Raw genomic sequence first — 25120 nt, 5'->3', positions numbered from 1 at the left:
CGATTGCAGGAGAACGGCGCCGCAGGGCGCCGTTTTTCGCTTGACGCCGCACGAAGGTCGGCACTGCTAGGCTTCGCTGGGTTTTCCGATGTATTGAACAGGGAGTGTCCAATGTCATTGTTTCGATGCCTTGCGCTGTTGTGTGTTGTTTCCCTCGCCGCCTGCAGCAGCAGCGGCGATCTGTACGACGGCGCACCCGGCAACAACGCCAGCGCGCAGTGCGTGATGGCATGCCAGCAGTACCGCAATGCCTGCCTGGCCCGTTCGGATTCGGACCGTCGCTCGACCTGCGATGCGCAGGCGGCGAGCAAGTGCGACCGGATCAAGGATGACGAGATGCGCCGCTCCTGCATGTCGCAGGCGCAGGCCTGCATGGACCAGTCGCCGTTGATCAGCTGCAGCCAGGACGCCGACAGCTGCATGGCCTCCTGCGGCGGTGGCTGAGCCGTTGGGCCCATAATCGGCGCTTCCCGCAACCGGAGTCGTCGCATGCGCACTACGCTGTATGGGTCTGTCAGCACCGCCTCGCTGGTGGTGCACTGGCTGCTGATCGAACTGGGCATCGAGCACGAACTGGTGCTGCTGGATTTCGATCGGCGCGAGCACAAGTCGGCGCAGTACCTGGCGCTGAACCCGGCGGGTGTGGTGCCGACGCTGATGATCGATGGCCAGGTGCTGACAGAAGCGGCCGCCATCGCGCTGTACCTGGCCGATCGCCGCCCTGAGGCCGGCCTGCTGCCGGTCCCGGGTACGCCCGCACGTGGCGAGGCGTATCGCTGGATGTTCTGGTGCGCCAACACCCTGCAGCCCGCCTACCGCGCGTGGTTCTACCCGCATGAAGCGGCCGGCGAAGCGAATGTGGCCGCCACCCAGGCGATGGCCCGGCAACGCCTGGAGGCTGCCTGGCAGCAGATGGCCGCACACCTGCAGACGCAGGGACCGTATGTGCTGGGCGAGGCGCCCAGCGTGGTCGATTTCATGCTGGTGATGCTGATGCGCTGGTCGCGCAACATGCCCACGCCCACCAACAACCTGCCGGTGCTGAAGATCTACGCGCAGCGGATGAAGGCACGCCCATCGTTCGCAGAGACGTACCGCCGCGAAGGCATCACCGACTGGCTGTAACCCGTTCTGTAGCGCCGAGCCATGCTTGGCTGCTCGTCGCTCCCTGTAGAGTCGAGCTTGCTCGACTGCCGTTAACCTCCAGTCGAGCAAGCTCGACTCTACGGAACAGCAGCCGAGCACGGCTCGGCTCTACCAAAGCGGGGCGGGTTACAGGAGTTCCTGCACGGTTTCCGGCGGGCGGCAAAGGCGTGTGCCCTTGGGGGTGCGCACGATCGGGCGGTTGATCAGGCGCGGGTGTTCGGCCATCGCGGCCAGCAGGGTGGCTTCATCGACACCGGCCAGGCCCAGTTCGGCGAACTGCGGCTCCTTGCTGCGCACCAGGTCGGCGGCGGCCAGGCCGGATTCGGCCAGCACCTGGTGCAGGGTGGCCACGTCAGGCGGGGTGCCCAGGTAGTCGACCACCACCGGCTCGATCCCGGCTTCGCGGATCAGCGCCAGCGCGCCGCGCGAATTGCTGCAGGCCGGGTTGTGCCAGATCGTCACCGTCATCAGAACCACTCCAGCAGCGATACGCCCACGCCCACGTAGGTGGCCTTGTGGTTGTAGTCGATCATGCTTTCGCCGTAGCCATCGAACACCTGGATGTGGCCGCGCAGCAGGTTGCTGATCGGGAAGCCGTAATCGAGCTGCAGCGCGCCGTGCGAACGGTCGCCGGTGCGCAGCGAATGGCGCGCCATCAGCGCGATTTCATGGCCGTTGCGGTTCCAGATCAGGGTCGCGTCGCCACGGCCCATGTAGTCCTCGATGTCCGGATTGTTGTCATCGCTGCGACTTTCCGGGATGCGGTACCAGGGGCGCAGCACCAGCGCCCAGTTCTCGCGGTCCAGGCCGATGTTGAGCATCACCCGGTTCCAGCTGCGCGACAGCGGGTCAGGGCGGCCGTTGGACTGGTGGTTGAGGCTGATCCCGGTCATGCGCCCACGCCAGCCACCGATCGAGTAGCCGTTGCGGAACACCATCATCACTTCCGGTTCGTAATTGGTCTCGCGGAACGGGCGCGAGTTCTCGGCGTTGTAGGCCTGCCAGCGCGAGCTCTGGGTGTAACCGGCCCAGATGTCACCGTTGTCGCCGAACAGGTTCTCGGCGATCTTGGTCTTGAAGCTGATCTGGAACTTCAGCTCGGTGCTGTCCAGTACCTGCGGCGTGGTCACGCTGTTGGCCGGGTTCGGCGACTGCGGCATCTGGTTCTTGTCACTGGTCCAGAAGGCGGGCAACAGGTAGACCGGCTTGTAGGCGCGCAGCTGGAACGGGCCCAGCTTGGAGTCCTCGGCCAGCTCCCAGCGGCTGTCCAGCAGCGAGCCGCGGCCGGCATTGGCCAGGGCGCTGTCGTCCGGTGCCGGGCGGAAGATGTCGCCCACGCGGGTACGCAGCTTTTCTTCGCCTTGGCTGAGGCGCGACGCCTGGCGTTGTTCACGCAGGGTCTGTGCGGCCTGCTGGGCGGCGGCGTCTGCCTCGGCGGTGGCCTGGGCGTTGCGACCGAAAAGTCGGTCATAGCAGGCCAGGCGCGCGGCGTCACTGTCGACGGCGGCGCAGCCAGCCGGCGCAGCGGTGGGAGTGGGCGCGATTTCCTGCGCGGCCAGTGGCGCACTGGCCAGGGCCAGCGCCAGCGGCGCGAAGCGGGGGAGCAGCGTGGGGAGGGTCATGGCAGCAGGCCCTTCAGAGGATGAATACGGGAAGACGCACAGTGTGGCGGCTGCCCGCAGCAACGGCCAGCCCCTTGGTTTATGCCCGGCGCGGGCGTGCGCATGGCGTGAAGGCGGCGGCCTCACAGGAACCAGGCAAAGGCGAACAGGCCCAGCATTGCGATCACCACGGCCAGCTTCAGGGCAAGGCCAAGCAGGATGCCCAGCCACGTGGCCATGCCGACTTTGGTCGAGCGCCCCAGCTCGCGGGTGTGCCAGTACTCGCCCAGCAGGGCACCCAGCAGCGGGCCGGCGAACAGCCCGATGGGCATGAAGAACAGGCCGACGATGCTGCCGATGAAGGTACCCCAGAGTGCCTTGCGACTGGCCCCGACCCGCTGCGCCCCCACCACCGTGGACAGTACGTCAGCCACCAGGGACAGCGCGGTGAGGACACCGAGGGCCACCAGCGTGGGCCAGCCGACATGGGCAAAGCCGTCAGCCCATGCCGCTAGCAGCAGGCCGACGAACACCAGTGGCACCCCGGGCAGGGCCGGCAGGATCACCCCGGCGATGCCGACCAGGACGAAAATGACCGCTAGCAGATACAAGATGAATGAGAGGTCCATGCTGTCCCGTACGGTTGTCTTTTTGGGGTTGACACTTTGAAATTTTGGCAGTTGATTTTTCGTTTTGCTCGGGTTAAGTTGCAGTCGCTGAGCTTGGCAAGGTCACCGTGGATCGTGGCCTGATGAAGCAAGATCTAACCGATCCGCTGCATCGTTGCACCTCGCTTCCCCCTTGCTTGTCAGCCGCCCAACAGGCGTTTCCAACAACAAGAGAGTCACCAGGGAGTGAGTGAGATGGCTGATCGCGAGACCGGTACCGTAAAGTGGTTCAACGATGCAAAGGGCTTCGGCTTCATCAGCCGTGAAAACGGCGAAGACGTGTTCGTGCATTTCCGTGCCATCCAGACCCAGGGCTTCAAGAGTCTGAAGGAAGGCCAGAAGGTCACCTTCACCGTCGTGCAGGGCCAGAAGGGCCTGCAGGCCGATGCCGTAGAGCCGGTCTGAAGACCCGCCTGCAATGCATCGCACGAAAAAGGCCCGCGCAAGCGGGCCTTTTTCATTGCCACCGTCGGCTGCTGGATCAGCGCAGGACGACGCGGCCGTTGACGACGCGGACGTAGGTGTTTTCGCGGATACCAGCCAGGTCGCGCTGGTTGACCACGATGGTGCGGCCATCGTCCATGCGCACGGTGATGTCGTAGGTATCGCTGGTCACGTTCTTCTGGATCTGGTTGCCGGCGAGGGCACCACCCACCGCGCCTGCGGCGGCAGCGACATTCTTGTTGCCGCGGCTGCCACCGGTGTGGTCGGAGATCTCATGGCCGGCCACGGCGCCGACGATGCCGCCGAGGATCGCGCCGGTCGCGCTGGGCGCGGTACGGCCCGAGGCCACGGTGTTGATGCGAGTCACGATGCCGCAGTCGGCGCAACGGTTCTGGTTGTAGCCGTTGTTGTTGCCGTAGCCACCATTGTTGTAGCCACCGTTGTTGTAACCACCGCCGCCGTAACCGGGCGAGGTGGCGCAGCCGGCCAGGGCGAGCGTAGCAATGACACTGGCGGCGATGAGCTGGATCTTCATGAGGGGCGTCTCCTGGCCGTGAAGGCGGATGGAAGGGGGTACTGCGTCATGCAGCAGGGTGATCGAATCGTCCACTTTCCAACGTGAACAAGGTGCCAATCACGCCAGTCTTCCCCGGCTGGAAGATGAATCAGCGGAAGTCCTGGTGGCAGGCCCGGCAGTCGTCCTGCACGGTCTGCACCACCTTGGCCAGCGCTGCACAGTCACTGGGCGGGGCGGCCAGCGCCGCATTGAGGTCCGCCCGGTACTGGCTGGCATGCTGTTGGAAGCGCGCATCGTCCTTCAGCCTGGGAAACGCCAGGTCCAGGTCGTTGGACAGCAGCCGCAGCGACTGCAGGCGCGGCTGGCTGTCGGCCAGGCTGCAGCGGTTCTGTTGCTGGGCCTGCTGCAGCAGCGCCGCCTGCCGCTGCATCACGTGCATCAGGCTGTGCGGGAAGGGATCGCGGCCCGCCTGCAGGGCGCGGCCGACCATGACCGTGGCAACCAGACCGGTCAGCAGGCCGAGCACGAGCACGAACAGATAGCGCTGTGCGCTGGAAGGACGACGGGACGGGCTGGCGTTCATGCGGGCTCCTCCATGGGTGATGCGTGGGCGTGCAACGGTGGGTTCGATGCCGGCCCGCTATGGCCGCCGCTGCCTGCACGTTAAAATAGCCGCATGAACGAACAGGTCAAACAACGCTTCGCCGGCATCGAACGGCTGTATGGCGTAGGTGCGCTCGAGCGCCTGCAGGGCAGCCGCGTGGCGGTGGTGGGCATGGGCGGCGTCGGCTCGTGGGTGGTGGAGGCGCTGGCCCGTTCGGCGGTTGGCCACCTGACCCTGATCGATGCCGATGACATCTGCGTGTCCAACACCAACCGGCAGCTGCCGGCGATGGAGGGCAACTACGGCCGCAACAAGTCAGAGGCGATGGCCGAGCGCTGCCGCGCCATCAACCCGCAGATCGACGTCGATGCCGTGCAGGCGTTCCTGACCACCGGCAACATGGCCGAACTGCTGGACCGTGGCTTCGACCTGGTCATCGATGCCTGCGACAGCTTCCGGGTGAAGGTGGAGACCATCGCCTGGTGCCGCCGCCGCAAGCTGCCGCTGCTGACCGTCGGCGCTGCTGGCGGCCGTACCGACCCGACCCTGGTGCGCATCCGCGATGTCTCGCGTACCGAGCACGACGCAATGCTGGCGCTGATCCGCAAGAAGCTGCGCAGCGAATTCAACTTCCCGAAGAACGCCAAGCGCTATTTCGGCGTACCGGCGGTGTATTCGCTGGAGAACGTGAAGTACCCGCAGGCCGATGGCAGCGTCTGCGGCCTGCGCCCGAACCTGGGCGCCGATGCCGCGTTGAAGCTGGATTGCGGCGCCGGGCTGGGCGCGGCCACCCACATCACCGGCGCGTTTGCGTTCGCCGCGGCGGGCAAGGCGCTGGAGATGCTGCTGGAGCCGAAAAAGGTAAAAGCCGAGTCCGCCGAGGTTTGACCGGTAGCGCCGGGCCATGCCCGGCGAAGCGGCGATCAGGCGGCCGGCAGCGCGAACAGCCGCCGGGCGTTCTCGCTTGTCACCCGTGCCACGGTCTCCACGTCGGTACCGCGCAGCGCAGCCACGTGGCGGGCGATCACCGACAGTCGTGCCGGCTCATTGCGCTGGCCGCGGATGCCCGCGTCGGGCTGGTCCGGTGCGTCGGTTTCCAGCAGCAGCTGCTCCAGCGGCATCTCGCGCACCAGGCGCTGCAGGCGCTGCGCACGGTCGTAGGTCAGCGGCCCGCCGAGGCCGAGCAGGAAGCCCAGCTTGTCCAGCTGCGCGGCCTGTTCCGGGCTGCCGGGAAAACTATGGACCACGCCGCGCAGGCCGCCGATGCGGCGGATCGCGGCGATCACCGCGTCCACCGCGCGGCGTGCGTGCACGATCACCGGCAGGTCGAAGTCGCGTGCCAGCTTCAGCTGGCCGATGAAAAAGCCCTGCTGGGCTTCGGCATCCAGTCCCTCGACAAAGAAATCCAGGCCGCACTCGCCGATCGCGCAGGGACGCTCGCGCTCGATCCAATCGCGCAGCTGGCCCAGGTGTTCCGGACGATGGCCGGCCAGGAACATCGGGTGCAGGCCGTAGGCCGGGTACAGCCCCGGTGCCTGCTGGCAGACTTCGCGCAGCTTCGGCCAGCTGGCGGCGGTTACCGCCGGCACCACCTGGGCTTGTACACCGGCCGCACGGGCGCGCTCGATCACCGCCGTGCGGTCGGGGTCGAACTCGCTGGCATCGAGGTGGCAGTGGCTGTCGATCAGCATGTTCAGCGCTGTTCCAGGGGCGGCGGCGTCGTCGCGCTGCGGTTCTTCCAGTTGGCCAGCAGCAGGGTGCCCAGGCCCAGCACCAGTTCGTCCACGAACGGGATCGGGTCGGGGATGAACAGCGTCAGCGCGAACAGGCCGGCGGTCAGCTTGAACAGGGTGGGGTAGCGCAGCCGGCGTGCCCATTGCAGGACCGGCAGCAGCATCGGGTTGGCCATGGCGGGGCTCCTCGTGGGCGTGCTGCAAACGCTACCACGGGCCCTGCATTTCCCGATGCTGAATGGGTTACCGCCGTGAGTACGAATTGTGGAGATTCCGTTCAGGCAGCGCATGCTGCAATCTGCATCGAGAACGTTGCGGACGGTCCGCAGGGAGCAGGTCATGAAAAGCACAACTACAACTGTCCTGGTCGCAGCAGGCGCGCTGCTGGTGGGTGGCATCGCAACCGCCGCCTTCATGAAGAGTGGTGACAAGGCCCCGGATGCACTGAGCGCCGCGAACCCTTCCGAGTCGCGCCTGGTCGATGGCAGCGCTGCCGATGACGGCGCGCGCGGCGACGCGGTCGATGCCTCGGCACCGCGCGGCCTGGAATACGCCGATGTGCTGAAGGTCGACCCGCTGACCGAGAAGCAGAAGGCCTACGCGACGGTCATCGGCACCGAGCCGGTGCGCGAGACGTCCACCACCCAGACCCCGCATGAAGTCTGCGAGGATGTGGTGGTGCAGGAGCGCCTGCCCGAGCGTGATGGCAACGTCGGTGGCACCGTGGTCGGCGCCGTGGTCGGTGGCCTGCTCGGCAACCAGGTGGGCGGCGGCAACGGCAGGAAGGCTGCCACCGCAGCCGGCGCCGTGGCCGGTGGCTTCATCGGCAACCAGGTGGACAAGCGCCACGTGGGCGGCCGCGTGGTCAACCGTACCGAGCGCCAGTGCCACACTGAAACGGCGACCTCCGAGTCGAGCCGCGTGACCGGTTACAACGTGACCTACCGCAACGAGGACGGCACCACCGGCACCATGCGCATGGCCAGCAAGCCGGGCACGCGCATCGCCATGGGCACCAGCGATGTGGTCAAGGGCTACAACGTGACTTACCGCTATGACGGCGCCGAGAAGACCGTGCGCATGGACAACAAGCCGGCCAGCGACCGCCTGCCGGTGGTGGATGGCCAGGTGGTCACGCAGACCGCCGCAGCCGGCGACGCAGCGGCCAACCGCCAGTAACACGACAACGGGACGCTGTATCGGACGGGCCGGCCTTTGCCGGCCCGTTTCGTTTGCGTGCTGGATCCGATGGCGGGATCGGCGATGATGAGCGGCCACGGTACCTGGCGGGAGCCTGCATGAGCATCTTCGACCTTCGCATCGAAACCGAGCGCCTGATCCTGCGCCCACCGCAGGCCCAGGACCTGGAGCCCTACCTGGCGTTCTGCGCCGATGAAGAAGTGATGCGCAGCCTGGGCGGCGTGCAGCTGCCTTCGGTGGCCTGGCGCAGCTTCTGCAGCCTGGCAGGTGCCTGGCAGCTGTTCGGCTATTCGATGTTCAGCGTCATCGAGAAAGCCACCGGCGAGTGGGTTGGCCGCATGGGCCCGTGGCATCCGCTCGGCTGGCCCGGCCCCGAGGTCGGCTGGAGCCTCTGCCGCGCGCGCTGGGGCCGTGGCTACGCCCCCGAAGCGGCGGTGGCGGCCATCGACTGGGCGTTCGACACGCTTGGCTGGGACGAGGTGATCCACACCATCGCCGATGACAACGAGAAGTCCAGGGCGGTGGCGCGCAAGCTGGGCAGCAGCCTGCTGCGCATGGGCCAGTTGCCGCCACCCTACGACGGGCCGCCGCTGCAGATCTGGGGGCAGTCGCGCGCGCAATGGCAACAACGCCGGCGGTGATGCTGCACCCGCGCTTGGCATCGGCCGATGTGCTTGCCAGACTGCGTGCAGCCGGCCGTCGGCCGGGATGTCCTGGAGCAGGCAATGGTGGAAGAGCGCGTTCCGTTGACGGTGCACGGCATGTCGGTGTCGGGCAACTGCCACAAGGTGCGGATGCTGCTGGAGCAGCTCGGCAGCCGCTACCGCTGGGTGGAAGTGGACAGTGCGCATGGGCAGACCCATTCGCCTGAATTCCTGGCCCTCAACCCGAATGCGAAGGTGCCGCTGATCGTGCGCGACGATGGCCGCGTGCTGACCGAATCCAACGCGATCCTGTTCTGGCTGGCCGAAGGCACGCCCTACCTGCCCACCGATGGCTGGGAACGCGCGCAGGCGCTGAGCTGGATGTTCTTCGAGCAGTACAGCCACGAACCCTGCGTGGCCGTGGCGCGCTTCATCCGTGGCTGGACCGATGCCGATTCGCCGCGGCGGGCCGAGCTGCCGCGCCTGCATGAGCGCGCCGCGACCGCGTTGGCGGTGATGGAGCAGCACCTGCGCCAGGCACAGTGGTTCACCGGCAGCGAATACGGCATCGCCGACATTGCGCTGTTCGCCTATACCGATGTTGCCGCCGACGGTGGCATCGACCTGCAGCCGTTGGTGGAAGTGCGTGCCTGGCTGCAGCGGGTGCGCGAGCAGCCGCGTTTCGTGGCGATGCCCGCGGTTACGCCCGAAGTACGCGCGCGGTTGGACGCACGCTCGTAGAGTCCAGCCCGGCACGGTAGCGCCGGGCCACGCCCGGCGGAATGCAACAACGACACGGAGGGTGTTCGATGTTTGCTGTGGTTCCCGATCCGATCCCCGCGCGCATGCGCGTGCTCAACCGCGCCGAAGTGTGCGACGTCAATTTCCTCGAGGCAGTGCGCAGCTGGCGTGGGCTGCCGCGTCCGAAGCCGGCGCCGGATGCGCCGATCCTGCCGGGCAGCACGCTGACCGCAGCGGTGTTCGCCGAGCTGTTCGATTCGCAGCTGGCCAGCCGCCAGCTGGACCTGATGGCGCGCGTACTGCGCGTACAGAACAGGGTCTTCTACACCATCGGCTCGTCCGGCCACGAAGGCAACGCGCTGCTGGCACGGGCCTGCCGGCATACCGATCCGGCGTTCCTGCATTACCGCTCCGGCGCATTCATGGCCGAGCGCGCGCGGCAGGTGCCGGGCCTGGACCCGTTGCGTGACGCGGCGCTGTCCTTCGCCGCCAGTGCCGACGATCCGGCCAGCGGTGGCCGCCACAAGGTCTGGGGCAGCCGCCCGCTGTGGGTGCTGCCGCAGACTTCGACCATCGCTTCGCACCTGCCCAAGGCACTGGGCACCGCGCTGGCCATCGAAAGCGGCAAGCGCCTGGGCCAGCCGCTGCCGATCCCTGCCGACAGCATCGTGCTGTGCTCCTTCGGCGATGCCTCGGCCAACCATGCCACCGCGCAGACCGCCTTCAATACGGCGATGTGGTCGGCCTACCAGAAGCTGCCCGCGCCGATCCTGTTCGTCTGCGAGGACAACGGCCTGGGTATTTCAGTAAAGACCCCGGAGGGCTGGATCGCCGAGCGCTTCAGCCGCCAGCCGGGGCTGGACTACTACTACGCCGATGGCCTGGATCTGGCGGCAGGTCATGCACAGGTGCAGGCGGCGGTGGAGCATTGCCGGCGTACCCGCCGGCCGACGTTCCTTCATCTGCGTACCACGCGGCTGATGGGCCACGCCGGCACTGACTTCGAAGTGGAGTGGCGTACGCTGGCCGACCTGTGCGCGGCTGAGGCCCAGGACCCGTTGCTGCGGTCGGCGCAGATCGCGCTGGAATCGGGCTGGATGGATGCCGCCGGCATCGAGGCCGCCTACGAGACCCTGCGCGCGCGCTGCCTGTCGGCGGCGGCCGACGCCGAAGGACGGCCCAAGCTGCAGTCGCTGGATGAAGTGGTCGCGCCGCTGGCGCCGTACACGCCCGCAGCGGTGATGGCCGAGGCGCAGCGCCCGGTACCGGCTGAGGCGCGCGAAGCCCTGTACGGCGGAGCCGATGCGCTGCCCGAGCGGCAGCCGCCGCGGCACCTGGCCGTGCAGATCAACCACGGCCTGCAGGAACTGCTGTGCAAATATCCGCAGGCGCTGCTGTTCGGCGAGGACGTGGCGCAGAAGGGGGGCGTCTACACCGTCACCAAGGACCTGCTGCGCCGCTTCGGGCCGCGCCGGGTGTTCAACACCCTGCTGGACGAGACGATGATCCTGGGCATGGCCCAGGGCCTGGCCAACATGGGCCTGCTGCCGATCCCGGAAATCCAGTATCTGGCCTACCTGCACAACGCCATCGACCAGCTGCGCGGCGAAGCCTGTTCGCTGCAGTTCTTCTCCAATGACCAGTTCCGCAACCCGATGCTGGTGCGGGTGGCCGGCCTGGGCTACCAGAAGGGCTTCGGCGGCCACTTCCACAACGACAACTCGATCACCGCGCTGCGCGACATCCCCGGCCTGGTGGTGGGCTGCCCGTCGCGCGGCGACGATGCGGTGATGATGCTGCGCACGCTGGCGGCGCTGGCCCGGGTGGACGGCCGGGTGGCGGTGTTCCTGGAACCGATCGCGCTGTATATGAGCAAGGACCTGCACGCGCCCGGCGATGGCCAGTGGCTGTTCGATTACCCGGCGGTGGGGCAGGCATTGGTGCTGGGCGAGGGCCGGGTCTATGCGACCGACGCCGACGATCTGGTGGTGTTCACCTACGGCAATGGCGTGCCGATGGCGCTGCGCGCGGTGCCGGCCATACAGGCGCAGACGGGTTGGCAGGTGCGGGTGGTGGACCTGCGCTGGCTGGTGCCGCTGGATGCCGGCTTCATCGCGGCCCAGGCGGCCACGGCGCGGCGGGTGCTGGTGCTGGACGAGGGCCGGCACAGCGGCGGGGTGGGCGAGGGCGTGGTCACCGCCCTGGTCGAGGCCGGCCATGGCCACCTGCCGCTGCGGCGGGTCTGCGGCGCCGATACCTATACGCCGCTGGCGGGGGCAGCAATGTTCGGGCTTCCAAGCGACAATGCAGTGATTGGCGCCGCCCTCGACCTGGCGCAGGAACCCTGATGCATGTGTGGATTGGCGGGAATGTTGTTGCCGGCGCCGCAGTCGCCGGACGAGGTGCTGCAGGCGCAGGCGCTGGCCATGGGGCAGGCGCTGCACCACCGCGGGCCGGATGACGGCGGCACCTGGGTCGACGCCAGCGCCGGCATTGCCCTGGCCCATCGCCGCCTGAGCATCCTCGACCTGTCACCGCTGGGCCACCAGCCGATGGCCTCGGCTGACGGCCGTTACGTGATGGCTTACAACGGCGAGGTCTACAACTTCGCCGCGCTGCGCGCCGAGCTTGAGCCGCTGGGCCATGCCTTCCGCGGCCATTCCGATACAGAAGTGCTGCTGGCCGCGATCCTGCAGTGGGGCGTCGAGGACACCCTGCAGCGCGCCAACGGCATGTTCGCGATCGCCCTTTGGGACCGCCAGGAGCAGTGCCTGTACCTGGCCCGCGACCGGGTCGGCAAGAAGCCGCTGTACTACGGCTGGGCCGGCGACACCCTGGTCTTCGGTTCGGAGCTGAAGGCGCTGTGGCAGCACCCGGACTTCGACAACGACATCGACCGCGATGCGCTGACCCTGCTGCTGCGCCTGGATTACATCCCGGCCCCGCACAGCATCCACCAGCGCTGCTACAAGCTGATGCCGGGCCGCGTGCTGCGCCTGGATGCGGCGATGGTGGCCGCCGGTTCCGCCGCGCACCGCCCCGAGCAGGCCCAGCGCCCGTACTGGGATGCGCGCGCGCGCATGCAGGCGGCACTGGCCGCACCGTTCCAGGGCCGCATCGAGGAGGCCGAGGAACAGCTGGACGGCCTGCTGCGCGATGCCGTGGCGCTGCGCATGGTGGCCGACGTGCCGGTGGGCGTGTTCCTGTCCGGTGGCACCGATTCGTCGCTGGTGGCCGCGCTGATGCAGGCGCAGAGCACGCAGCCGGTGCACAGTTTCAGCATCGGCTTCAGCGGCTCGCACCATGACGAGGCGCCGCTGGCCAAGGAGCTGGCCGGGCACCTGGGCTGCGACCACACCGAGCTGTACGTGAGTGGCGCCGATGCGCTGGCGGTGGTGCCGCAGCTGCCGGCGATGTTCGACGAGCCCTTCGCCGATGCCTCGCAGGTGCCGACCGCCCTGGTCGCGCGACTGGCGCGGCAGGGCGTGACCGTGGCCCTGTCCGGTGATGGTGGCGACGAACTGTTCTTCGGCTACACCCGCTACGTACGCGCGCTGCGCAACTGGCAGATGCTGGGCCGCGTGCCGGCGCCGTTGCGGCGTTGGATGGGCGCGCGTGCGCACCAGCAGGGCGAATCCTCGCGCATCGGCGGCCTGGCCGCGCTGCTGGCCGAGACCGGCGCGCGCGGCATCGGCGATGTCTACCGCAACCGCATCTCGCGCTGGCGCGACCCGGCGGCGGCGGTGATCGGTGCGCGCGAGGCCGGCAGCTTCTACGACCTGGCCGACCCGCTGCACGGTGCCGGCACCCCGGCCGACGCGATGATGCTGGCTGATTTTGTCAGCTACCTGCCCGACGACCTGCTGTGCAAGGTCGACCGCACCTCGATGGCGGTCAGCCTGGAGGCACGGGCGCCGCTGCTGGACTGGCGCGTGGCTGAATTCGCCTGGTCGCTGCCGCTGGACTTCAAGCGCAGTGAGGACACCAGCAAGGTGCTGCTCAAGCGCGTGCTGGGCCGCTATGTGCCGCAGTCGATGGTGCACCGTCCCAAGCGTGGTTTCGGCGCGCCGGTGAGTGAATGGCTGAAGGGCGACCTGCGGCCGTGGGCCGATGACCTGCTGCAGCCGGCGCGGCTGGAACGCGAAGGCGTGCTGTCGGCGGCCGCCGTGCAGCCGCTGTGGCAGCAGTTCCTGGGCGGCCAGCGCAAGTGGCATACCCACCTGTGGAACGTGCTGATGTTCCAGGCATGGCAGGACCACTGGCGGCAGGTGCGGGCGGGCGTGGCACGCGGCTGATCTTCACCGGGGCGCATCGGGCCGGCCGCTAGGCTGGCCCTTTCCCCCCGTCAGGAGTGTGTCGCCATGCCCGTTCCCACCATCGCGGTCTTCGTTGGCAGCCTGCGCAAGAAATCCTGCAACCGCAGGCTCGCGCTGGCCCTGGAAAAGCTGGCCGGCGATCGTGCGCGCTTCACGTACGTGCGCATCGACGACCTGCCGCTGTACAACCAGGATTTCGACGGCAGCTACCCGGCCCAAGGCACGCGGCTGAAGGACCAGGTGCGCGGCGCCGACGCGGTGCTGTTCGTTACCCCGGAATACAACCGCTCGGTGCCCGGCGTGCTGAAGAACGCGATCGACATCGGCTCGCGGCCCTATGGTGACAGCGCCTTCGGGGGCAAGCCGGCGGCGGTGATCGGCGCGTCCATCGGCCAGATCGGCACGGCGGTGGCCCAGCAGCACCTGCGCAACAGCCTGGCGTTCCTGGACATGCACGTGCTCGGCCAGCCGGAGGCGTTCATCCACTTCAAGGATGAGCTGATCGGCGCCGACGGCACGATCCACAACGAGGGCACGCATAAGTTCCTGCAGGGCTATGTGGACCGCTTCCTGCAGCTGATCGCGGTGCACGCCAAGGGCGACTGACGCTGCTTTCGGGGTCAGAGCCCTCTGCTGCGCAGAGGGATCCGACCCCTTTCTACCGGGGTCGGATCCCGTCGCGCAGCGGCGGGCTCTGACCCCATGCGATAATGGGTCTCCACAGGCCGGACAGGCACGTCGCACAGCGGCGGATATCCCCCGTTCGCCCACGGCTTATCCACAGGCTTGTCCATGGCCGCCGGGGTCGGCGCATGCCTACACTCGTCTGGCCCACTTTCGCAGGAAACACCGCAGCATGTCCGCCCGTTCCGGCTTCCGTTCCAACCGCAAAGAGCGCGGCGATGGCTTCGACCGCGATCGCGACGAATCGCGCATCGACCAGCTGCGCGTGCCGCCGCACTCGGTGGAAGCCGAACAGGCGGTGCTGGGTGGCCTGATGCTGGCCCCGGAAGCCTACGACCGGGTCAACGACCAGCTGACCGAGACCGATTTCTATCGCCGCGACCACCAGATGATCTACCGGGCGATCCGCGAGCTGTCCGAGCGCGAGCGTCCGTTCGATGCGGTGACCCTGGGCGAGTGGTTCGAATCGCAGGGCAAGATGGAGCTGGTCGGCGATGGCGCCTACCTGATCGAGCTGGCCAGCACCACGCCGTCGGCGGCCAACATCGTGGCCTACGCCGAGATCGTGCGTGACAAGGCGGTGCTGCGGCAGCTGATCCAGGTCGGCACCGACATCGTCAACGACGGCTTCCAGCCCGAAGGCCGCGACAGCAGCGAACTGCTGGCCTCGGCCGAAAAGAGCGTGTTCGCCATCGCCGAACAGGGCGCGCGCGGCCGCACCGACTTCGTAGCCATGCCCGGCGCGCTGAAGGATGCGTTCGAAGAACTGCGCAACCGCTTCGAGAATGGCGGCAACATCACCGGCCTGCCGACCGGTTACACCGACTTCGATGCGATGACCGCCGGCCTGCAGCCGACCGACCTGATCATCCTTGCCGCGCGTCCGGCGATGGGCAAGACCACATTCGCGCTGAACATCGCCGAGTATGCGGCGATCAAGTCGAAGAAGGGCGTGGCCGTGTTCTCGATGGAAATGTCCGCATCGCAGCTGGCGATGCGCCTGATTTCCTCCAACGGCCGCATCAATGCCTCGCGCCTGCGTACCGGCCAGCTGGAAGACGAGGACTGGAGCCGCGTCACCAGCGCGATCAAGATGCTGAAGGAAACCAAGATCTTCATCGACGATACGCCGGGCGTGTCGCCGGAGATCCTGCGTTCCAAGTGCCGCCGCCTGAAGCGCGAGCACGACCTGGGCCTGATCGTCATCGACTACCTGCAGCTGATGAGCGTGCCGGGCAACAGCGAAAACCGCGCGACCGAAATCTCGGAGATCTCGCGATCGCTGAAGGGCCTGGCCAAGGAACTGAACGTGCCGGTGATCGCGCTTTCGCAGCTCAACCGATCGCTGGAAACGCGTACCGACAAGCGCCCGGTGATGGCCGACCTTCGCGAATCGGGCGCAATCGAGCAGGACGCGGACATGATCGTCTTCATCTACCGCGACGATTACTACAACAAGGAAAATTCGCCGGACAAGGGCCTGGCCGAGATCATCATCGGCAAGCACCGTGGTGGCCCCACCGGTTCGTGCAAGCTGAAGTTCTTCGGCGAATACACGCGCTTCGACAACCTGTCGCACGATTCGGTCGGTTCGTTCGAGTAGGCCCCGCGCCGGGCGATGCCTGGTGCTCAAGTTCCCCCGTGACCTGCCGTTACCGCACCGGTACCAGGGGGAAACATCACAGCCGATGACCCATCGCTGCTTCTGCGGCGATGGGGCGGCGCGTGCGCCCCCTTCATTCAAGGGGAACGGATCGATGTCGGCGGCAGCAGGGAAGAGTGGGTTGGGGCGTGGCGTCGTCTGGATGTGCGTGGTGCTGTTTCAGTTGCTGGCGGGCCCGGGCGTTGCGCAGGCGGCGTCGGCAGCCTGCGAGGCCATCAACCTGGTGGGCGCCACGACCAGCTACACAACCCGGTTTGCTGCGGCAGACTTCCTGCCCGGCGAGTCGGTATCGGTGAGCTTTTCGGACACCGGTGGCAACATCGGCGGTTCACCGATCGGAAGCGAGCTGGTCAACCTGCGCAGTCGAGACACGTCGCAGATCGTTTTGGACTACCGAAGCAATACGGGGTCCGTGGGAACGCACTCGGGGACCGCATCCAGCAGTTTCCTGAGCAATTACGGCCTTTACGTCCGTATCAGCAGCGGAACCTACATTGGTCCGGTCCAGCTGCGTTGCACGGCCGAGGCCGCGCAGCCCCTTCAGCTGGAAATGCCGCCCGCCCAGCAGTTCACCGTCGGCACGGTAGTTGATTTCAACCTGACTGCCAGCGGCGGCACCCTGCCTTACAGCTTCGGCATCAACAGTGGCACCTTGCCCGCCGGGTTGGTGCTTGAAACCTCGGGCCGCCTGCATGGCACGCCGCAGGTCGCAGGCACATTCAGCGTCAGCGTGGAGGTCACCGATGCCGCGGCCGCCAGCGCGCACCAACCGCTGACAGTCAGCATCGCAGCCGTCGCGCCCGATGCCCCCGGCCAGGTCGTGGCCGCTGCCGGCGATGGCCAGGCCGTGGTCAGCTTCACCGCACCGGCGCAGACGGGCGGTGCCCCCATTGTCGAGTACGCCGTGATGGCGTCCACGGGCGAGTGGGCGCTCGGCACACAGTCGCCGATCACGGTGACCGGTCTTGCCAATGGCATGCCCGTGCAGTTCCAGGTGATCGCCAACAACGGCAGCCAGGCCAGCCAGCCGTCGCTGGCAAGCGCCGCGGTCACGCCGATGACCGGGCAGACGATCCAGTTCGATGCGCCTGGCGACCGGCCGTTGGGTTCATTGCTGGCATTGCAGGCCACCGCGAGCAGCGGCCTGGCCGTCGAGTACGAGAGCCTGACTCCGCTGGTCTGCGTGCTGGAAAGTGCAGGCAACCTGCGCCTGTCCGCGCTCGGCACGTGCACGGTGCGCGCGCTTCAGCCCGGCAACGCCGGCACGCGTGCGGCGCAGCCGCTGGAGCGCAGTTTCACCGTCGTGGCCGCCCAGGCGTCGGCGCCGACCCTGCTTCGCGTCCAACGCATCGGCGCGACCAGCGTCGATGTCTACTTCGATGCGCCCGCCAGTGATGGCGGCAGCAGCATCACCAGCTATGAAGTGCTGACATTGCCGACGCGCGCGGTGGTCACGGGTGGATCCAGTCCGGTGCGGGTGAACCGCCTGCGTGCCGGCGAGACCTATACCTTCGCCGTCCGCGCACGAACCGCGACGGGCCCGGGGGCGTTCTCCGCCGGCTCCGACCCGATGACGATGCCGGTCGTGCCGCGCGTGACCAGCCTGCTGCTACCGGCCGACGGCCGCTACCTGGCCGGTGCGAGCCTCGACTTCCTGCTGGTCATGGACCAGCCGGTCACGGTGCAGGGCATGCCCGCGCTGCTGCTGTCGATCGGCGGCCAGCAGGTGGCCGCGCGCTATCGCTCCGGCTCGGGCAGCAACCAGCTGGCTTTCAGCTACACCGTGGTGCCTGGCCAGTCCGACGAGGATGGCATCGGCATCGACGGCGTGCAGCTGGCCGGTGGCAGCATCCGAAGCAGCGATGACATTGATGCAGTGCTGACGCTGTCGGGCGTCGGCACCACCGGCGGCATCCTGGTCGGCGCGCAGCCGGCGGGTGCACCGTCCATCACCGATGTGGTCGCAGGCGATGGCACAGCGACGCTTCAGTTCGCAGCGCCGGCGCAGGATGGCGGCAGCCCGGTGCTGGATTACCTGGTGACCGCGCAGCCCGGTGGCCTGCAGCAGCAGGCAACCGGTTCACCGGTGGTGTTTACCGGCCTGCGCAACGGCATCGCGTACCGCTTCACGGTCACCGCACGTACCGCGGCCGGGCTGGGCGTGGTGTCCACGGCATCGGACGACGTGGTGCCGATGGCGCAGCAGCAGATCCAGTTCGACGCGATCGATGCACAGCCGTTCGGCAGCACGCCGCAGGTGCTGGCCATCGCCAGCAGTGGCCTGCCGGTCGCGCTGTCCAGCAGCACGCACCGGGTCTGCAGCGTCGCTGCCGATGGCCGGGTGACCCTGCTTGCGGTAGGCACCTGCAGCATCGATGCCGACCAGGCGGGTGACGCCGCGACCCATGCCGCAGCACGCGTCAGCCGCTCGTTCACTGTGCTGGCCGTGGTGCCGGGCGCGCCGCGCATCACCGCGGTCGTGCTTGATGCGGGCAGCGTGGACGTGAGCTTCCAGGCGCCGACGTTCGATGGCGGCAGCGCGGTCGACAGCTATCTGCTGCAGGCGCTGCCGGGCGGGGAGAGCGTGCGCGGCCCTGGCAGCCCGCTGCGCATCGACGGGCTGCCGGCCGGCATCGCGCATCGCTTCGTGGTCACCGCCTTCAATGCGGCGGGTGCCGGCGCGGCATCGTTGCCGTCCGACCCGCTCACCGTGCAGGGTACACCGGCGGTGACCGCCGTGCAGGTGCCGTCGGTCGGCCGCTACCTCGCCGGCCAGGTGTTGTCCTTTGCGGTGCAGTTCGACCAGGCCCTGCAGGTCGGCGCTGCACCGCAGCTGCTGCTGCGCATCGGCAGCCAGCGTCGGGTGGCCACGCTGGCTGCGGTGGAGACGGATGCGCAGGGCAGCGTGCTGCGCTTCCAGTACACGCTGCAGGCCGACGACCGCGACGAAGATGGCATTGAGGTCGAATCGCTGCAGGCCGCGGCCGGCAGCCTGCGCAATGCACAGGGCACCGAAGCGCGTGCGGCGCTGGCCAATGTGGGGGCGACCACGGGCGTACGCGTGGGCGCCGACCTGCCGTCGGCCGTCGCCAACGTGCGCGGCGTGGCCGGTGATGGACAGGTGCAGGTGTATTTCGATGCGGCGTCGGCCGGCAGTGGCGCCATCGTCGATTACACGGTGACCGCGCAGCCGGGTGGCATCAGCGCAACCGGTACGAGCTCGCCGATCACCGTGCGTGGCTTGGCCAACGGCAGCGCCTACCGTTTCGTGGTGGTTGCACGCAGCGAGTACGGCAGCGGCGCGGCGTCGTCTGCCTCGGCAACGGTGGTGCCGTTGCCGGTTCTGGCCGTGGCCGATTCCAGCATCGCGGTGCCTTACGGGGCTGCCGCCGTCGAGCTGCCGCTGTCGTTCGCCGGTGTGGCCGAGCAGGTGCAGGTGGCCGTTGGCCCGCAGCATGGCCGGGTTGACGTGCAGGGCATGACGCTGCGTTACACGCCGGCCGCAGGCTATGCCGGCATCGACAGCATCACCTACACCGTCAGCGATGGCTTCCGCACGTCGGCGCCGGCCAGCATCACGATCACCATTGGCACGCCCACCGTGGTCCTGCAGTCCGCCGTGTTGCCGCAGGCCGTGGCCGGTACGGCGCTGGACACGCAGCTGTCCAGCACCGGTGGCGCGGCGCCTTACACCTACGCGATTGTTGGCGGCAGTCTGCCGACGGGCCTCAGTCTGGATCGCAGTGGGCACCTGGCGGGTACGCCGGTCGCCGCGGGTCGTTTCGAGATCGAGGTCGAGGTGACCGACAGCAGTTCCGGCACCGGTCCCTTCCGCGCGCGCCGCGCCTCCGTACTCAACGTGGCGCCGCCGCAGATCGAGGAGGAGGAAGCGCCGCTGCCGCCGGCAACCCAGGCCGGCCCGGTCAGCCTGCGCCTGCAGGCGCGTGGCGGTACCGCGCCGTATGCGTTCCGACTGATGTCGGGCGCGCTGCCGCCCGGCGTGCTGTTGTCCAGCGACGGCCAGCTGCAGGGCGTGGCTACCCTGGCCGGCGTGTTCGATTTCGACGTGGAAGTCAGCGATACCTACGGCTTCACCGGTGTGGCGCGCTACCAGCTGAGGATCGCGCAGGCCGCGCAGGCGATCACTGCCTTCAGCGTGGACCCGGCAACGCCGGTCTACAGCGAGGGTGGCAGCTTCGAGGTCTCCGCACAGGGCGGCGCGTCGGGCCAGCCGCTGCGTTTTGGCAGCAGCAGCCTCGCGGTCTGCAGCGTCAGCGGCACCCGCGTCGCGATGCTGGCGGCAGGGCGGTGCGTGCTGACCGTGGACCAGGACGGCGATGCCAACCATGAAGCAGCACCGCAGCAGCAACGCATCGTCGAGATCGCGCTGGCGGTGCCGGTGCTGGCGTGGAGTGCCGACCTGCAGCGCCTGCTGGAACAGGGCAGCTTCGAATTGCCGCTGCCGACCAGCGCCAGCCCGGGTGCATTCAGCTTCCACAGCAGTGACACCGCGGTGGCCAGCATCGACGGCCGTACCGTGCATGTGCACGGGGAAGGTCGCGTGGTGATCACCGCTGAGCAGGCCGCTGCGGGCAGCTATGCCGCAGCAAGTGTCGAACTGGTGCTGGTGGTGAACGTGCGCCCGGACCCGACCCGCGACCCGGGCGTAACCGGGCTGCTGCAGGCCCAGGTGGACGCCAGCGTGCGCTTCGCCAACGCGCAGCAGGCCAACATCCGCGAGCGTCTGCGCCAGGTGCGTGCCGGTGGCAACGCGGACAGCAATACGCTGTCGGTGTCGACCGGCGCGCGTGGACCGGACGCGGCGTCGCTGCCGCTGGGCCAGGTGATGGATGACGAGCGTCCGCTGCTGCGCGCTGGCTGGGGCACCTGGGCGTCGGGTTCGGCCACCTATGGCCGGGGGGGCCCGAGCGGGGCAGGGCGGTACGACCTGCGCAGCGATGGCCTGACCGTGGGCGTGGATCGTCGCCTCGGCGACAGTGCGCTGTGGGGTGTGGCCGGCAGCATCGGCCGCAACGACAGCGAGCAGGATGATGCGCGTACGCGCCTGCAGGCCGACCAGCGTTCGCTGGCGTTGTATGGCCTGTGGCGCGGCAACGAACACGTGTTCGTCGATGCGGTGCTGGCCACCGGCGACCTGCGCTTCGACCTGCAGCGCTGGAGCCGCGATGCCGGTGCGATCGCGGTGGCCCGTCGCGAGGGTTCGCAGTGGTTCGGATCGCTGGCGCTTGGCTATGAGCAGGTGCTGTCGGGCATGCGCATGAGTGGCTATGCACGGTTGGATGGCAGCCGCAGCACGCTGGATGCCTACCGCGAGCATGGGCTGGGTGAACTGGATCTGGCCTACGGCCGCCACGTCGTCGACAGCCGCGCGCTGGCGTTCGGCCTGGAAGGCAGCGCGGTCGAAACGGCCGAGGCGCGCCTGCGCCCGTTCTGGAGCATCGAGTACCGGCAGGCGCTGCAGGATCGCGGCGAGGCGACGTTGAACTACGCTGAGTGGGCGCGTCCGCAGGACTACCGCCTGGCGATGCGCAGCTACAACGACGATCTGCTGTCGCTGTCGGCCGGCGTGGACGTGTCCATCGCGCGCGGCTGGATCCTGTCGCTGCTGCTGGGCCATGAACAGGCCCGGGGCAGTGATCGGTCCAGCAGCGTCGGCCTGCGCCTGAGCAGCGGCAGCCGCTGAGGAGGTAGCGCCGGGCCATGCCCGGCGGATTTCCCGGGTTTCATCGCCCCCAGCCCGGTTTCGTCGCAATCCGTTTGCGGTGGCCGCGGGCGGGCGGCAGGGTGGTCACAGGCGGCAGGGCGCCGCCCAAGGAGACCGTCATGAAGACCCTGTTCGCGCTGGGCGTGTGGTGCCTGCTGTTCGTGCTGTGCTGGCCGTTGGCGCTGCTGGCGCTGGTTGCCTGGCCGTTCGTCTGGCTGCTGAGCCTGCCGTTCCGCCTGGTCGGCATCACTTTCTCTGCGGTGTTCGCGTTCCTGCGCGCACTGTTCATGCTGCCGGCACGACTGCTGGGTGGCCCGGCGGTGACGGCATGAAGGCGCCGCTGATGGTTGCGCTGGCCGTGCTGGCTGGACCCGCACTGGCGCAGTCACCGGCGCCGACCTCGGCGTGGCTGGAGCGCCAGCAGTCGGCCGCTGCCGATGAAGCGGATGCGGCCGGCGCCCGAGCTTCGAAAGCGCCCGCAGCGAAGGAGAATTGCCGGGTCGTGAAGCAATGGAAGGTGGGTGACACCGTGGTCAAGCACCGCGTGTGTGATGACGCGCCAAGGCCGGCGGCGCCGGCCCGGCAAGGGTAGAGCTGAGCCTGCGCTCGGCTGCTTTTTTGCACCGGTCAGCCGCGCATCGGCTCGACTCTACTTGGCTGCAGGCACGACCTGCTGCTGGCCATCGCTGTACATCATCATGATCTTCTGGCCGCGGTAGGGCAGCACGACCACCGGCCGCCACGGATCGTCCTTGGGCGAGGTGGCCTTGGCCGTGACAGTACAGCCGCTGTCCTTGATGCCGCAGCGGCGGATGGCGACCTGCAGGGTGCCATCGGCGGAGCGGTAATCGACGCCGGGGGAGTGGAACAGGGTTTCGCCCAGCATGCTCTAGCGGATCCGGATCTGGTTGGCGCCAAGCGGACTCACTTCGACCGGCTGCACCGAGGCCCTGCGGTAATCGCGTTCCAGCGGTTCGGCTGCACGCGTGGCGCTGTTGCAGGCGACAAAAAACCCCGCCTGAGCGGGGTTTTTCGTATCCAGTCATGCCGGCCAGCGGCCGGCACTACCAGCAGCCGATCAGTTCGCCTTGTGGATGGCGCGCTTGCTGACCGCCATCGCCGCGTCGTGGATCACTTCCGACAGCGACGGGTGGGCGTGGCAGATGCGGGCCAGGTCATCGGCCGAACCGCTGAACTCCATGGTCAGCACACCTTCGTGTACCAGCTCGGAGACGTTGGCGCCGACCAGGTGCATGCCGAGGATGCGATCGGTTTCGGCGTGGGCCAGGATCTTCACGAAGCCTGCCGGCTCGATCATCGCCACGGCGCGACCGTTGGCGGCGAACGGGAAGCTGCCGGCCTTGTACGGAATGCCTTCAGCCTTCAGCTGGGCCTCGGTCTTGCCGACCCATGCCAGTTCCGGCTCGGTGTAGATGACCCACGGGATGGTGTCGAAGTTGACGTGGCCCGGCAGGCCGGCGATCAGTTCGGCAACCGCGATGCCTTCCTCGAAGCCCTTGTGCGCCAGCATCGGGCCGCGCACGCAGTCACCCACTGCCCAGACGCCGTTGACGCCGGTGTGGCAGTGCGCGTCGACTTCGATCTGGCCACGCTCGTTGACCTTGACGCCGGTGCCTTCAGCCAGCAGGCCCTTGGTGGCGGCGCGACGGCCGACGGCCACCAGCAGCTTGTCCACGGTCAGGGTCTTCTCGCCTTCGCTGTCAGTGTAGGTGACAACGACTTCCTTCTTCTTGCCCTTGCCGGTGATCTCGGTCTTGGAGACCTTGGCACCGAGGCGGATGTCCAGGCCCTGCTTCTTGAATTCCTTGGCAGCGGTCTTGGCCACTTCGGCGTCGGCCACGGCCAGGAACTCCGGCAGTGCTTCCAGGATGGTGACTTCAGCGCCCAGGCGCTTCCACACGCTGCCCAGTTCCAGCCCGATGACGCCGGCGCCGATCACGGCCAGGCGGTTCGGGACTTCGGTGAAGTTCAGGCCGCCGACGTTGTCGACGATGACGTCGCCGTCGAACTTGGCGAACGGCAGTTCGATCGAATCCGAACCGGCGGCGATGATGACGTTGGTGCCCTTCAGTTCGACTTCCGAACCGTCGTGCTGCTTCACCTTGACCACGTTGCCCGGCTGCAGTTCACCGAAACCGTAGTAGGTGGCGACCTTGTTGGCCTTGAACAGCATGGCGATGCCGCCAGTGAACTGCTTGACGATCTTGTCCTTGCGGCCAACCATCGCTTCGACGTCGATCTTGGCATCCTTGAAGCTGATGCCGTGGTCGCCAAAGATGTGGCCCATGTTCCAGAACTGGCGCGAGGAATCCAGCAGCGCCTTGGACGGGATGCAGCCCACGCGCAGGCAGGTGCCGCCCAGGGCCGGCTTGCCGTCCTTGCCCAGCGCTGCGTCGATGCAGGCGGTCTTCAGGCCCAGCTGTGCCGCGCGGATGGCAGCGTGGTAACCGGCCGGGCCGGCACCGATGACGACGACGTCGAATTGTTCAGCCATTGAAATAGTCCTTGTTGCTATACCAGAACCCCTCCGCGCAGGCGCGGAGGGGCGGGAGGTCTCTTACAGGCCGAACAGCATGCGGCCCGGGTTTTCCAGCTGGTTCTTGATGTCCACCAGGAACTGCACCGAGTCCTTGCCATCGATGATGCGATGGTCGTAGGACAGGGCCAGGTACATCATCGGCGCGATCACGACCTGGCCGTTCTGGGCGATCGGACGCTCCTTGATGGCGTGCATGCCCAGGATGGCGCTCTGCGGCGGGTTGATGATCGGGGTCGACAGCAGCGAACCGAAGGTGCCGCCGTTGGTCACGGTGAAGGTGCCGCCCTGCAGTTCGTCCAGGCCCAGCTTGCCGTCACGCGCCTTCTTGGCGTAGTCGGCGATGGTCTTTTCGATATCGGCGAACGACATGCGCTCGACGTTGCGCAGGACCGGGGTGACCAGGCCCTTCTCGGTGGACACGGCGATCGAGATGTCCGAGTAGCCGTGGTAGATGATGTCGTCGCCGTCGATCGAGGCGTTGACCAGCGGGAAGCGCTGCAGGGCGTTGGCAGCGGCCTTCACGAAGAAGCTCATGAAGCCCAGCTTGATGCCGTGTGCCTTGACGAACTCGTCCTGCAGTTCCTTGCGCGCCGCCGACACCTTGGACAGGTCGACTTCGTTGAAGGTGGTCAGCATGGCGGTGGAGTTCTTCGACTCCATCAGGCGCTCGGCGATGCGCTTGCGGATGCGGGTCATCGGCACGCGTTCTTCCGGACGTGCACCACCGGCCTTGCCGGCGCCGCCGTTGCGGGCGAAGTTGACGATGTCTTCCTTGGTGACCGCACCGCGGCGGCCGGTGCCGTCGACGTCGGACGGGTTCACGCCTTCGGTGATGGCGGTGAAGCGGGCGCCCGGCGGCAGCGCGTCGGCAGCC

The 25120-nt window shown here is 67.8% G+C and carries 24 protein-coding genes; 14 read left to right on the top strand and 10 right to left on the bottom strand.

The features are described from left to right. Positions 1-111 precede the first annotated feature (111 nt). Both DCO49_RS11050 and DCO49_RS11045 read left to right on the top strand, forming a co-directional pair. Positions 112-444: a hypothetical protein gene (locus tag DCO49_RS11050; protein ID WP_133249421.1), complete on the top strand. Its 333-nt coding sequence runs from the start codon at positions 112-114 to the stop codon at positions 442-444. A gap of 45 nt (positions 445-489) precedes the next feature. Next, entirely contained in the window at positions 490-1125 is a 636-nt protein-coding gene (locus tag DCO49_RS11045) for a glutathione S-transferase family protein (RefSeq protein ID WP_116864073.1), read from the top strand. A 147-nt stretch (positions 1126-1272) separates the two neighbouring features. Here DCO49_RS11045 and arsC read toward each other — a convergent pair whose 3' ends face one another. From arsC to DCO49_RS11030, 3 genes are all read right to left on the bottom strand, one after another. Continuing rightward, the gene (gene arsC, locus DCO49_RS11040) at positions 1273-1614 is read right to left on the bottom strand and encodes an arsenate reductase (glutaredoxin) (protein WP_116864072.1); all 342 of its coding nucleotides are present in this window, start codon (positions 1612-1614) and stop codon (positions 1273-1275) included. Beyond that, entirely contained in the window at positions 1614-2768 is a 1155-nt protein-coding gene (locus DCO49_RS11035) for a phospholipase A (RefSeq protein WP_116864071.1), read from the bottom strand. The genes arsC and DCO49_RS11035 overlap by 1 nt, the downstream gene beginning before the upstream one ends. A 122-nt stretch (positions 2769-2890) precedes the next feature. Next, positions 2891-3376, bottom strand: coding sequence for a DUF456 domain-containing protein (locus DCO49_RS11030; protein WP_116864070.1), 486 nt, complete (start codon positions 3374-3376; stop codon positions 2891-2893). Positions 3377-3610: 234 nt separating this feature from the next. On the opposite strand from DCO49_RS11030, the gene DCO49_RS11025 reads away from it, so the two are divergent. Beyond that, positions 3611-3820, top strand: coding sequence for a cold-shock protein (locus DCO49_RS11025; protein WP_108769314.1), 210 nt, complete (start codon positions 3611-3613; stop codon positions 3818-3820). Positions 3821-3896: 76 nt separating this feature from the next. Here the strand turns inward: DCO49_RS11025 and DCO49_RS11020 are convergent, their stop codons facing one another. Then, positions 3897-4394, bottom strand: a complete 498-nt coding sequence (locus DCO49_RS11020; protein ID WP_116864069.1) for a glycine zipper 2TM domain-containing protein — start codon at positions 4392-4394, stop codon at positions 3897-3899. Between the two features lie 130 nt (positions 4395-4524). Beyond that, positions 4525-4959: a cytochrome c gene (locus DCO49_RS11015; protein ID WP_116864068.1), complete on the bottom strand. Its 435-nt coding sequence runs from the start codon at positions 4957-4959 to the stop codon at positions 4525-4527. 93 nt (positions 4960-5052) lie between these two features. Between DCO49_RS11015 and DCO49_RS11010 the strand changes: the two genes are divergently transcribed. After that, positions 5053-5868 (top strand): tRNA threonylcarbamoyladenosine dehydratase, encoded by an 816-nt coding sequence (locus tag DCO49_RS11010; protein WP_116864067.1) that lies wholly within the window; start codon positions 5053-5055, stop codon positions 5866-5868. A 35-nt stretch (positions 5869-5903) separates the two neighbouring features. Here the strand turns inward: DCO49_RS11010 and DCO49_RS11005 are convergent, their stop codons facing one another. Together DCO49_RS11005 and DCO49_RS11000 are read right to left on the bottom strand one after the other, a co-directional pair. Beyond that, positions 5904-6677: a TatD family hydrolase gene (locus DCO49_RS11005; protein WP_116864080.1), complete on the bottom strand. Its 774-nt coding sequence runs from the start codon at positions 6675-6677 to the stop codon at positions 5904-5906. Then, positions 6674-6889 (bottom strand): DUF6116 family protein, encoded by a 216-nt coding sequence (locus DCO49_RS11000; RefSeq protein ID WP_116864079.1) that lies wholly within the window; start codon positions 6887-6889, stop codon positions 6674-6676. Before DCO49_RS11000 ends, DCO49_RS11005 begins: the two co-directional genes overlap by 4 nt. Positions 6890-7052: 163 nt before the next feature. On the opposite strand from DCO49_RS11000, the gene DCO49_RS10995 reads away from it, so the two are divergent. The 10 genes from DCO49_RS10995 (at position 7053) to DCO49_RS10950 (ending at position 22278) form a co-directional block, all read left to right on the top strand. Next, positions 7053-7892 (top strand): glycine zipper 2TM domain-containing protein, encoded by an 840-nt coding sequence (locus DCO49_RS10995; protein WP_116864066.1) that lies wholly within the window; start codon positions 7053-7055, stop codon positions 7890-7892. Positions 7893-8011: 119 nt separating this feature from the next. After that, complete coding sequence (locus DCO49_RS10990) at positions 8012-8554, top strand: GNAT family N-acetyltransferase (RefSeq protein WP_116864065.1); 543 nt, start codon at positions 8012-8014, stop codon at positions 8552-8554. 84 nt (positions 8555-8638) lie between these two features. After that, positions 8639-9298, top strand: a complete 660-nt coding sequence (locus DCO49_RS10985; protein ID WP_116864064.1) for a glutathione S-transferase family protein — start codon at positions 8639-8641, stop codon at positions 9296-9298. 68 nt (positions 9299-9366) lie between these two features. Continuing rightward, entirely contained in the window at positions 9367-11646 is a 2280-nt protein-coding gene (locus tag DCO49_RS10980; RefSeq protein WP_116864063.1) for a transketolase C-terminal domain-containing protein, read from the top strand. 3 nt (positions 11647-11649) lie between these two features. Then, a complete protein-coding gene (gene asnB / locus DCO49_RS10975) occupies positions 11650-13593 on the top strand; it encodes an asparagine synthase (glutamine-hydrolyzing) (RefSeq protein WP_116864062.1) in 1944 nt (647 codons plus the stop codon). Between the two features lie 66 nt (positions 13594-13659). Beyond that, complete coding sequence (locus DCO49_RS10970) at positions 13660-14220, top strand: NADPH-dependent FMN reductase (protein ID WP_116864061.1); 561 nt, start codon at positions 13660-13662, stop codon at positions 14218-14220. Positions 14221-14470: 250 nt separating this feature from the next. Further along, positions 14471-15901: a replicative DNA helicase gene (locus DCO49_RS10965; RefSeq protein ID WP_108758252.1), complete on the top strand. Its 1431-nt coding sequence runs from the start codon at positions 14471-14473 to the stop codon at positions 15899-15901. Positions 15902-16511: 610 nt separating this feature from the next. After that, positions 16512-21665: an autotransporter domain-containing protein gene (locus DCO49_RS10960; protein WP_165835716.1), complete on the top strand. Its 5154-nt coding sequence runs from the start codon at positions 16512-16514 to the stop codon at positions 21663-21665. 140 nt (positions 21666-21805) lie between these two features. Beyond that, the gene (locus DCO49_RS10955; protein WP_116864059.1) at positions 21806-22018 is read left to right on the top strand and encodes a hypothetical protein; all 213 of its coding nucleotides are present in this window, start codon (positions 21806-21808) and stop codon (positions 22016-22018) included. Beyond that, a complete protein-coding gene (locus DCO49_RS10950; RefSeq protein ID WP_116864058.1) occupies positions 22015-22278 on the top strand; it encodes a hypothetical protein in 264 nt (87 codons plus the stop codon). Before DCO49_RS10955 ends, DCO49_RS10950 begins: the two co-directional genes overlap by 4 nt. A 57-nt stretch (positions 22279-22335) precedes the next feature. Here the strand turns inward: DCO49_RS10950 and DCO49_RS10945 are convergent, their stop codons facing one another. From DCO49_RS10945 to sucB, 3 genes are all read right to left on the bottom strand, one after another. Beyond that, positions 22336-22572, bottom strand: coding sequence for a hypothetical protein (locus DCO49_RS10945; protein ID WP_116864057.1), 237 nt, complete (start codon positions 22570-22572; stop codon positions 22336-22338). 192 nt (positions 22573-22764) lie between these two features. Next, positions 22765-24201 carry a dihydrolipoyl dehydrogenase gene (gene lpdA / locus DCO49_RS10940; protein WP_116864056.1) on the bottom strand — a complete coding sequence of 479 codons (1437 nt, stop codon included), beginning with the start codon at positions 24199-24201 and terminating at the stop codon, positions 22765-22767. Between the two features lie 63 nt (positions 24202-24264). Further along, the coding region (gene sucB / locus DCO49_RS10935; RefSeq protein ID WP_116864055.1) for a dihydrolipoyllysine-residue succinyltransferase at positions 24265-25120 on the bottom strand (856 nt) is incomplete at its 5' end.

The sequence above is a fragment of the Stenotrophomonas sp. SPM genome (assembly GCF_003105135.1).
Taxonomy (GTDB): Bacteria; Pseudomonadota; Gammaproteobacteria; order Xanthomonadales; family Xanthomonadaceae; genus Stenotrophomonas.
Note: the sequence above shows the minus strand (reverse complement) of the source record. Positions and strands in the feature narration are given on the sequence as shown.

Coding starts and splice junctions, on each gene's coding strand:
- DCO49_RS11050 (WP_133249421.1), top strand. CDS start 112: ATGTCATTGTTTCGATGCCTTGCGCTGTTGTGTGTTGTTTCCCTCGCC.
- DCO49_RS11045 (WP_116864073.1), top strand. CDS start 490: ATGCGCACTACGCTGTATGGGTCTGTCAGCACCGCCTCGCTGGTGGTG.
- arsC (WP_116864072.1), bottom strand. CDS start 1,614: ATGACGGTGACGATCTGGCACAACCCGGCCTGCAGCAATTCGCGCGGC.
- DCO49_RS11035 (WP_116864071.1), bottom strand. CDS start 2,768: ATGACCCTCCCCACGCTGCTCCCCCGCTTCGCGCCGCTGGCGCTGGCC.
- DCO49_RS11030 (WP_116864070.1), bottom strand. CDS start 3,376: ATGGACCTCTCATTCATCTTGTATCTGCTAGCGGTCATTTTCGTCCTG.
- DCO49_RS11025 (WP_108769314.1), top strand. CDS start 3,611: ATGGCTGATCGCGAGACCGGTACCGTAAAGTGGTTCAACGATGCAAAG.
- DCO49_RS11020 (WP_116864069.1), bottom strand. CDS start 4,394: ATGAAGATCCAGCTCATCGCCGCCAGTGTCATTGCTACGCTCGCCCTG.
- DCO49_RS11015 (WP_116864068.1), bottom strand. CDS start 4,959: ATGAACGCCAGCCCGTCCCGTCGTCCTTCCAGCGCACAGCGCTATCTG.
- DCO49_RS11010 (WP_116864067.1), top strand. CDS start 5,053: ATGAACGAACAGGTCAAACAACGCTTCGCCGGCATCGAACGGCTGTAT.
- DCO49_RS11000 (WP_116864079.1), bottom strand. CDS start 6,889: ATGGCCAACCCGATGCTGCTGCCGGTCCTGCAATGGGCACGCCGGCTG.
- DCO49_RS10995 (WP_116864066.1), top strand. CDS start 7,053: ATGAAAAGCACAACTACAACTGTCCTGGTCGCAGCAGGCGCGCTGCTG.
- DCO49_RS10990 (WP_116864065.1), top strand. CDS start 8,012: ATGAGCATCTTCGACCTTCGCATCGAAACCGAGCGCCTGATCCTGCGC.
- DCO49_RS10985 (WP_116864064.1), top strand. CDS start 8,639: ATGGTGGAAGAGCGCGTTCCGTTGACGGTGCACGGCATGTCGGTGTCG.
- DCO49_RS10980 (WP_116864063.1), top strand. CDS start 9,367: ATGTTTGCTGTGGTTCCCGATCCGATCCCCGCGCGCATGCGCGTGCTC.
- asnB (WP_116864062.1), top strand. CDS start 11,650: ATGTGTGGATTGGCGGGAATGTTGTTGCCGGCGCCGCAGTCGCCGGAC.
- DCO49_RS10970 (WP_116864061.1), top strand. CDS start 13,660: ATGCCCGTTCCCACCATCGCGGTCTTCGTTGGCAGCCTGCGCAAGAAA.
- DCO49_RS10965 (WP_108758252.1), top strand. CDS start 14,471: ATGTCCGCCCGTTCCGGCTTCCGTTCCAACCGCAAAGAGCGCGGCGAT.
- DCO49_RS10960 (WP_165835716.1), top strand. CDS start 16,512: ATGCCGCCCGCCCAGCAGTTCACCGTCGGCACGGTAGTTGATTTCAAC.
- DCO49_RS10955 (WP_116864059.1), top strand. CDS start 21,806: ATGAAGACCCTGTTCGCGCTGGGCGTGTGGTGCCTGCTGTTCGTGCTG.
- DCO49_RS10950 (WP_116864058.1), top strand. CDS start 22,015: ATGAAGGCGCCGCTGATGGTTGCGCTGGCCGTGCTGGCTGGACCCGCA.
- DCO49_RS10945 (WP_116864057.1), bottom strand. CDS start 22,572: ATGCTGGGCGAAACCCTGTTCCACTCCCCCGGCGTCGATTACCGCTCC.
- lpdA (WP_116864056.1), bottom strand. CDS start 24,201: ATGGCTGAACAATTCGACGTCGTCGTCATCGGTGCCGGCCCGGCCGGT.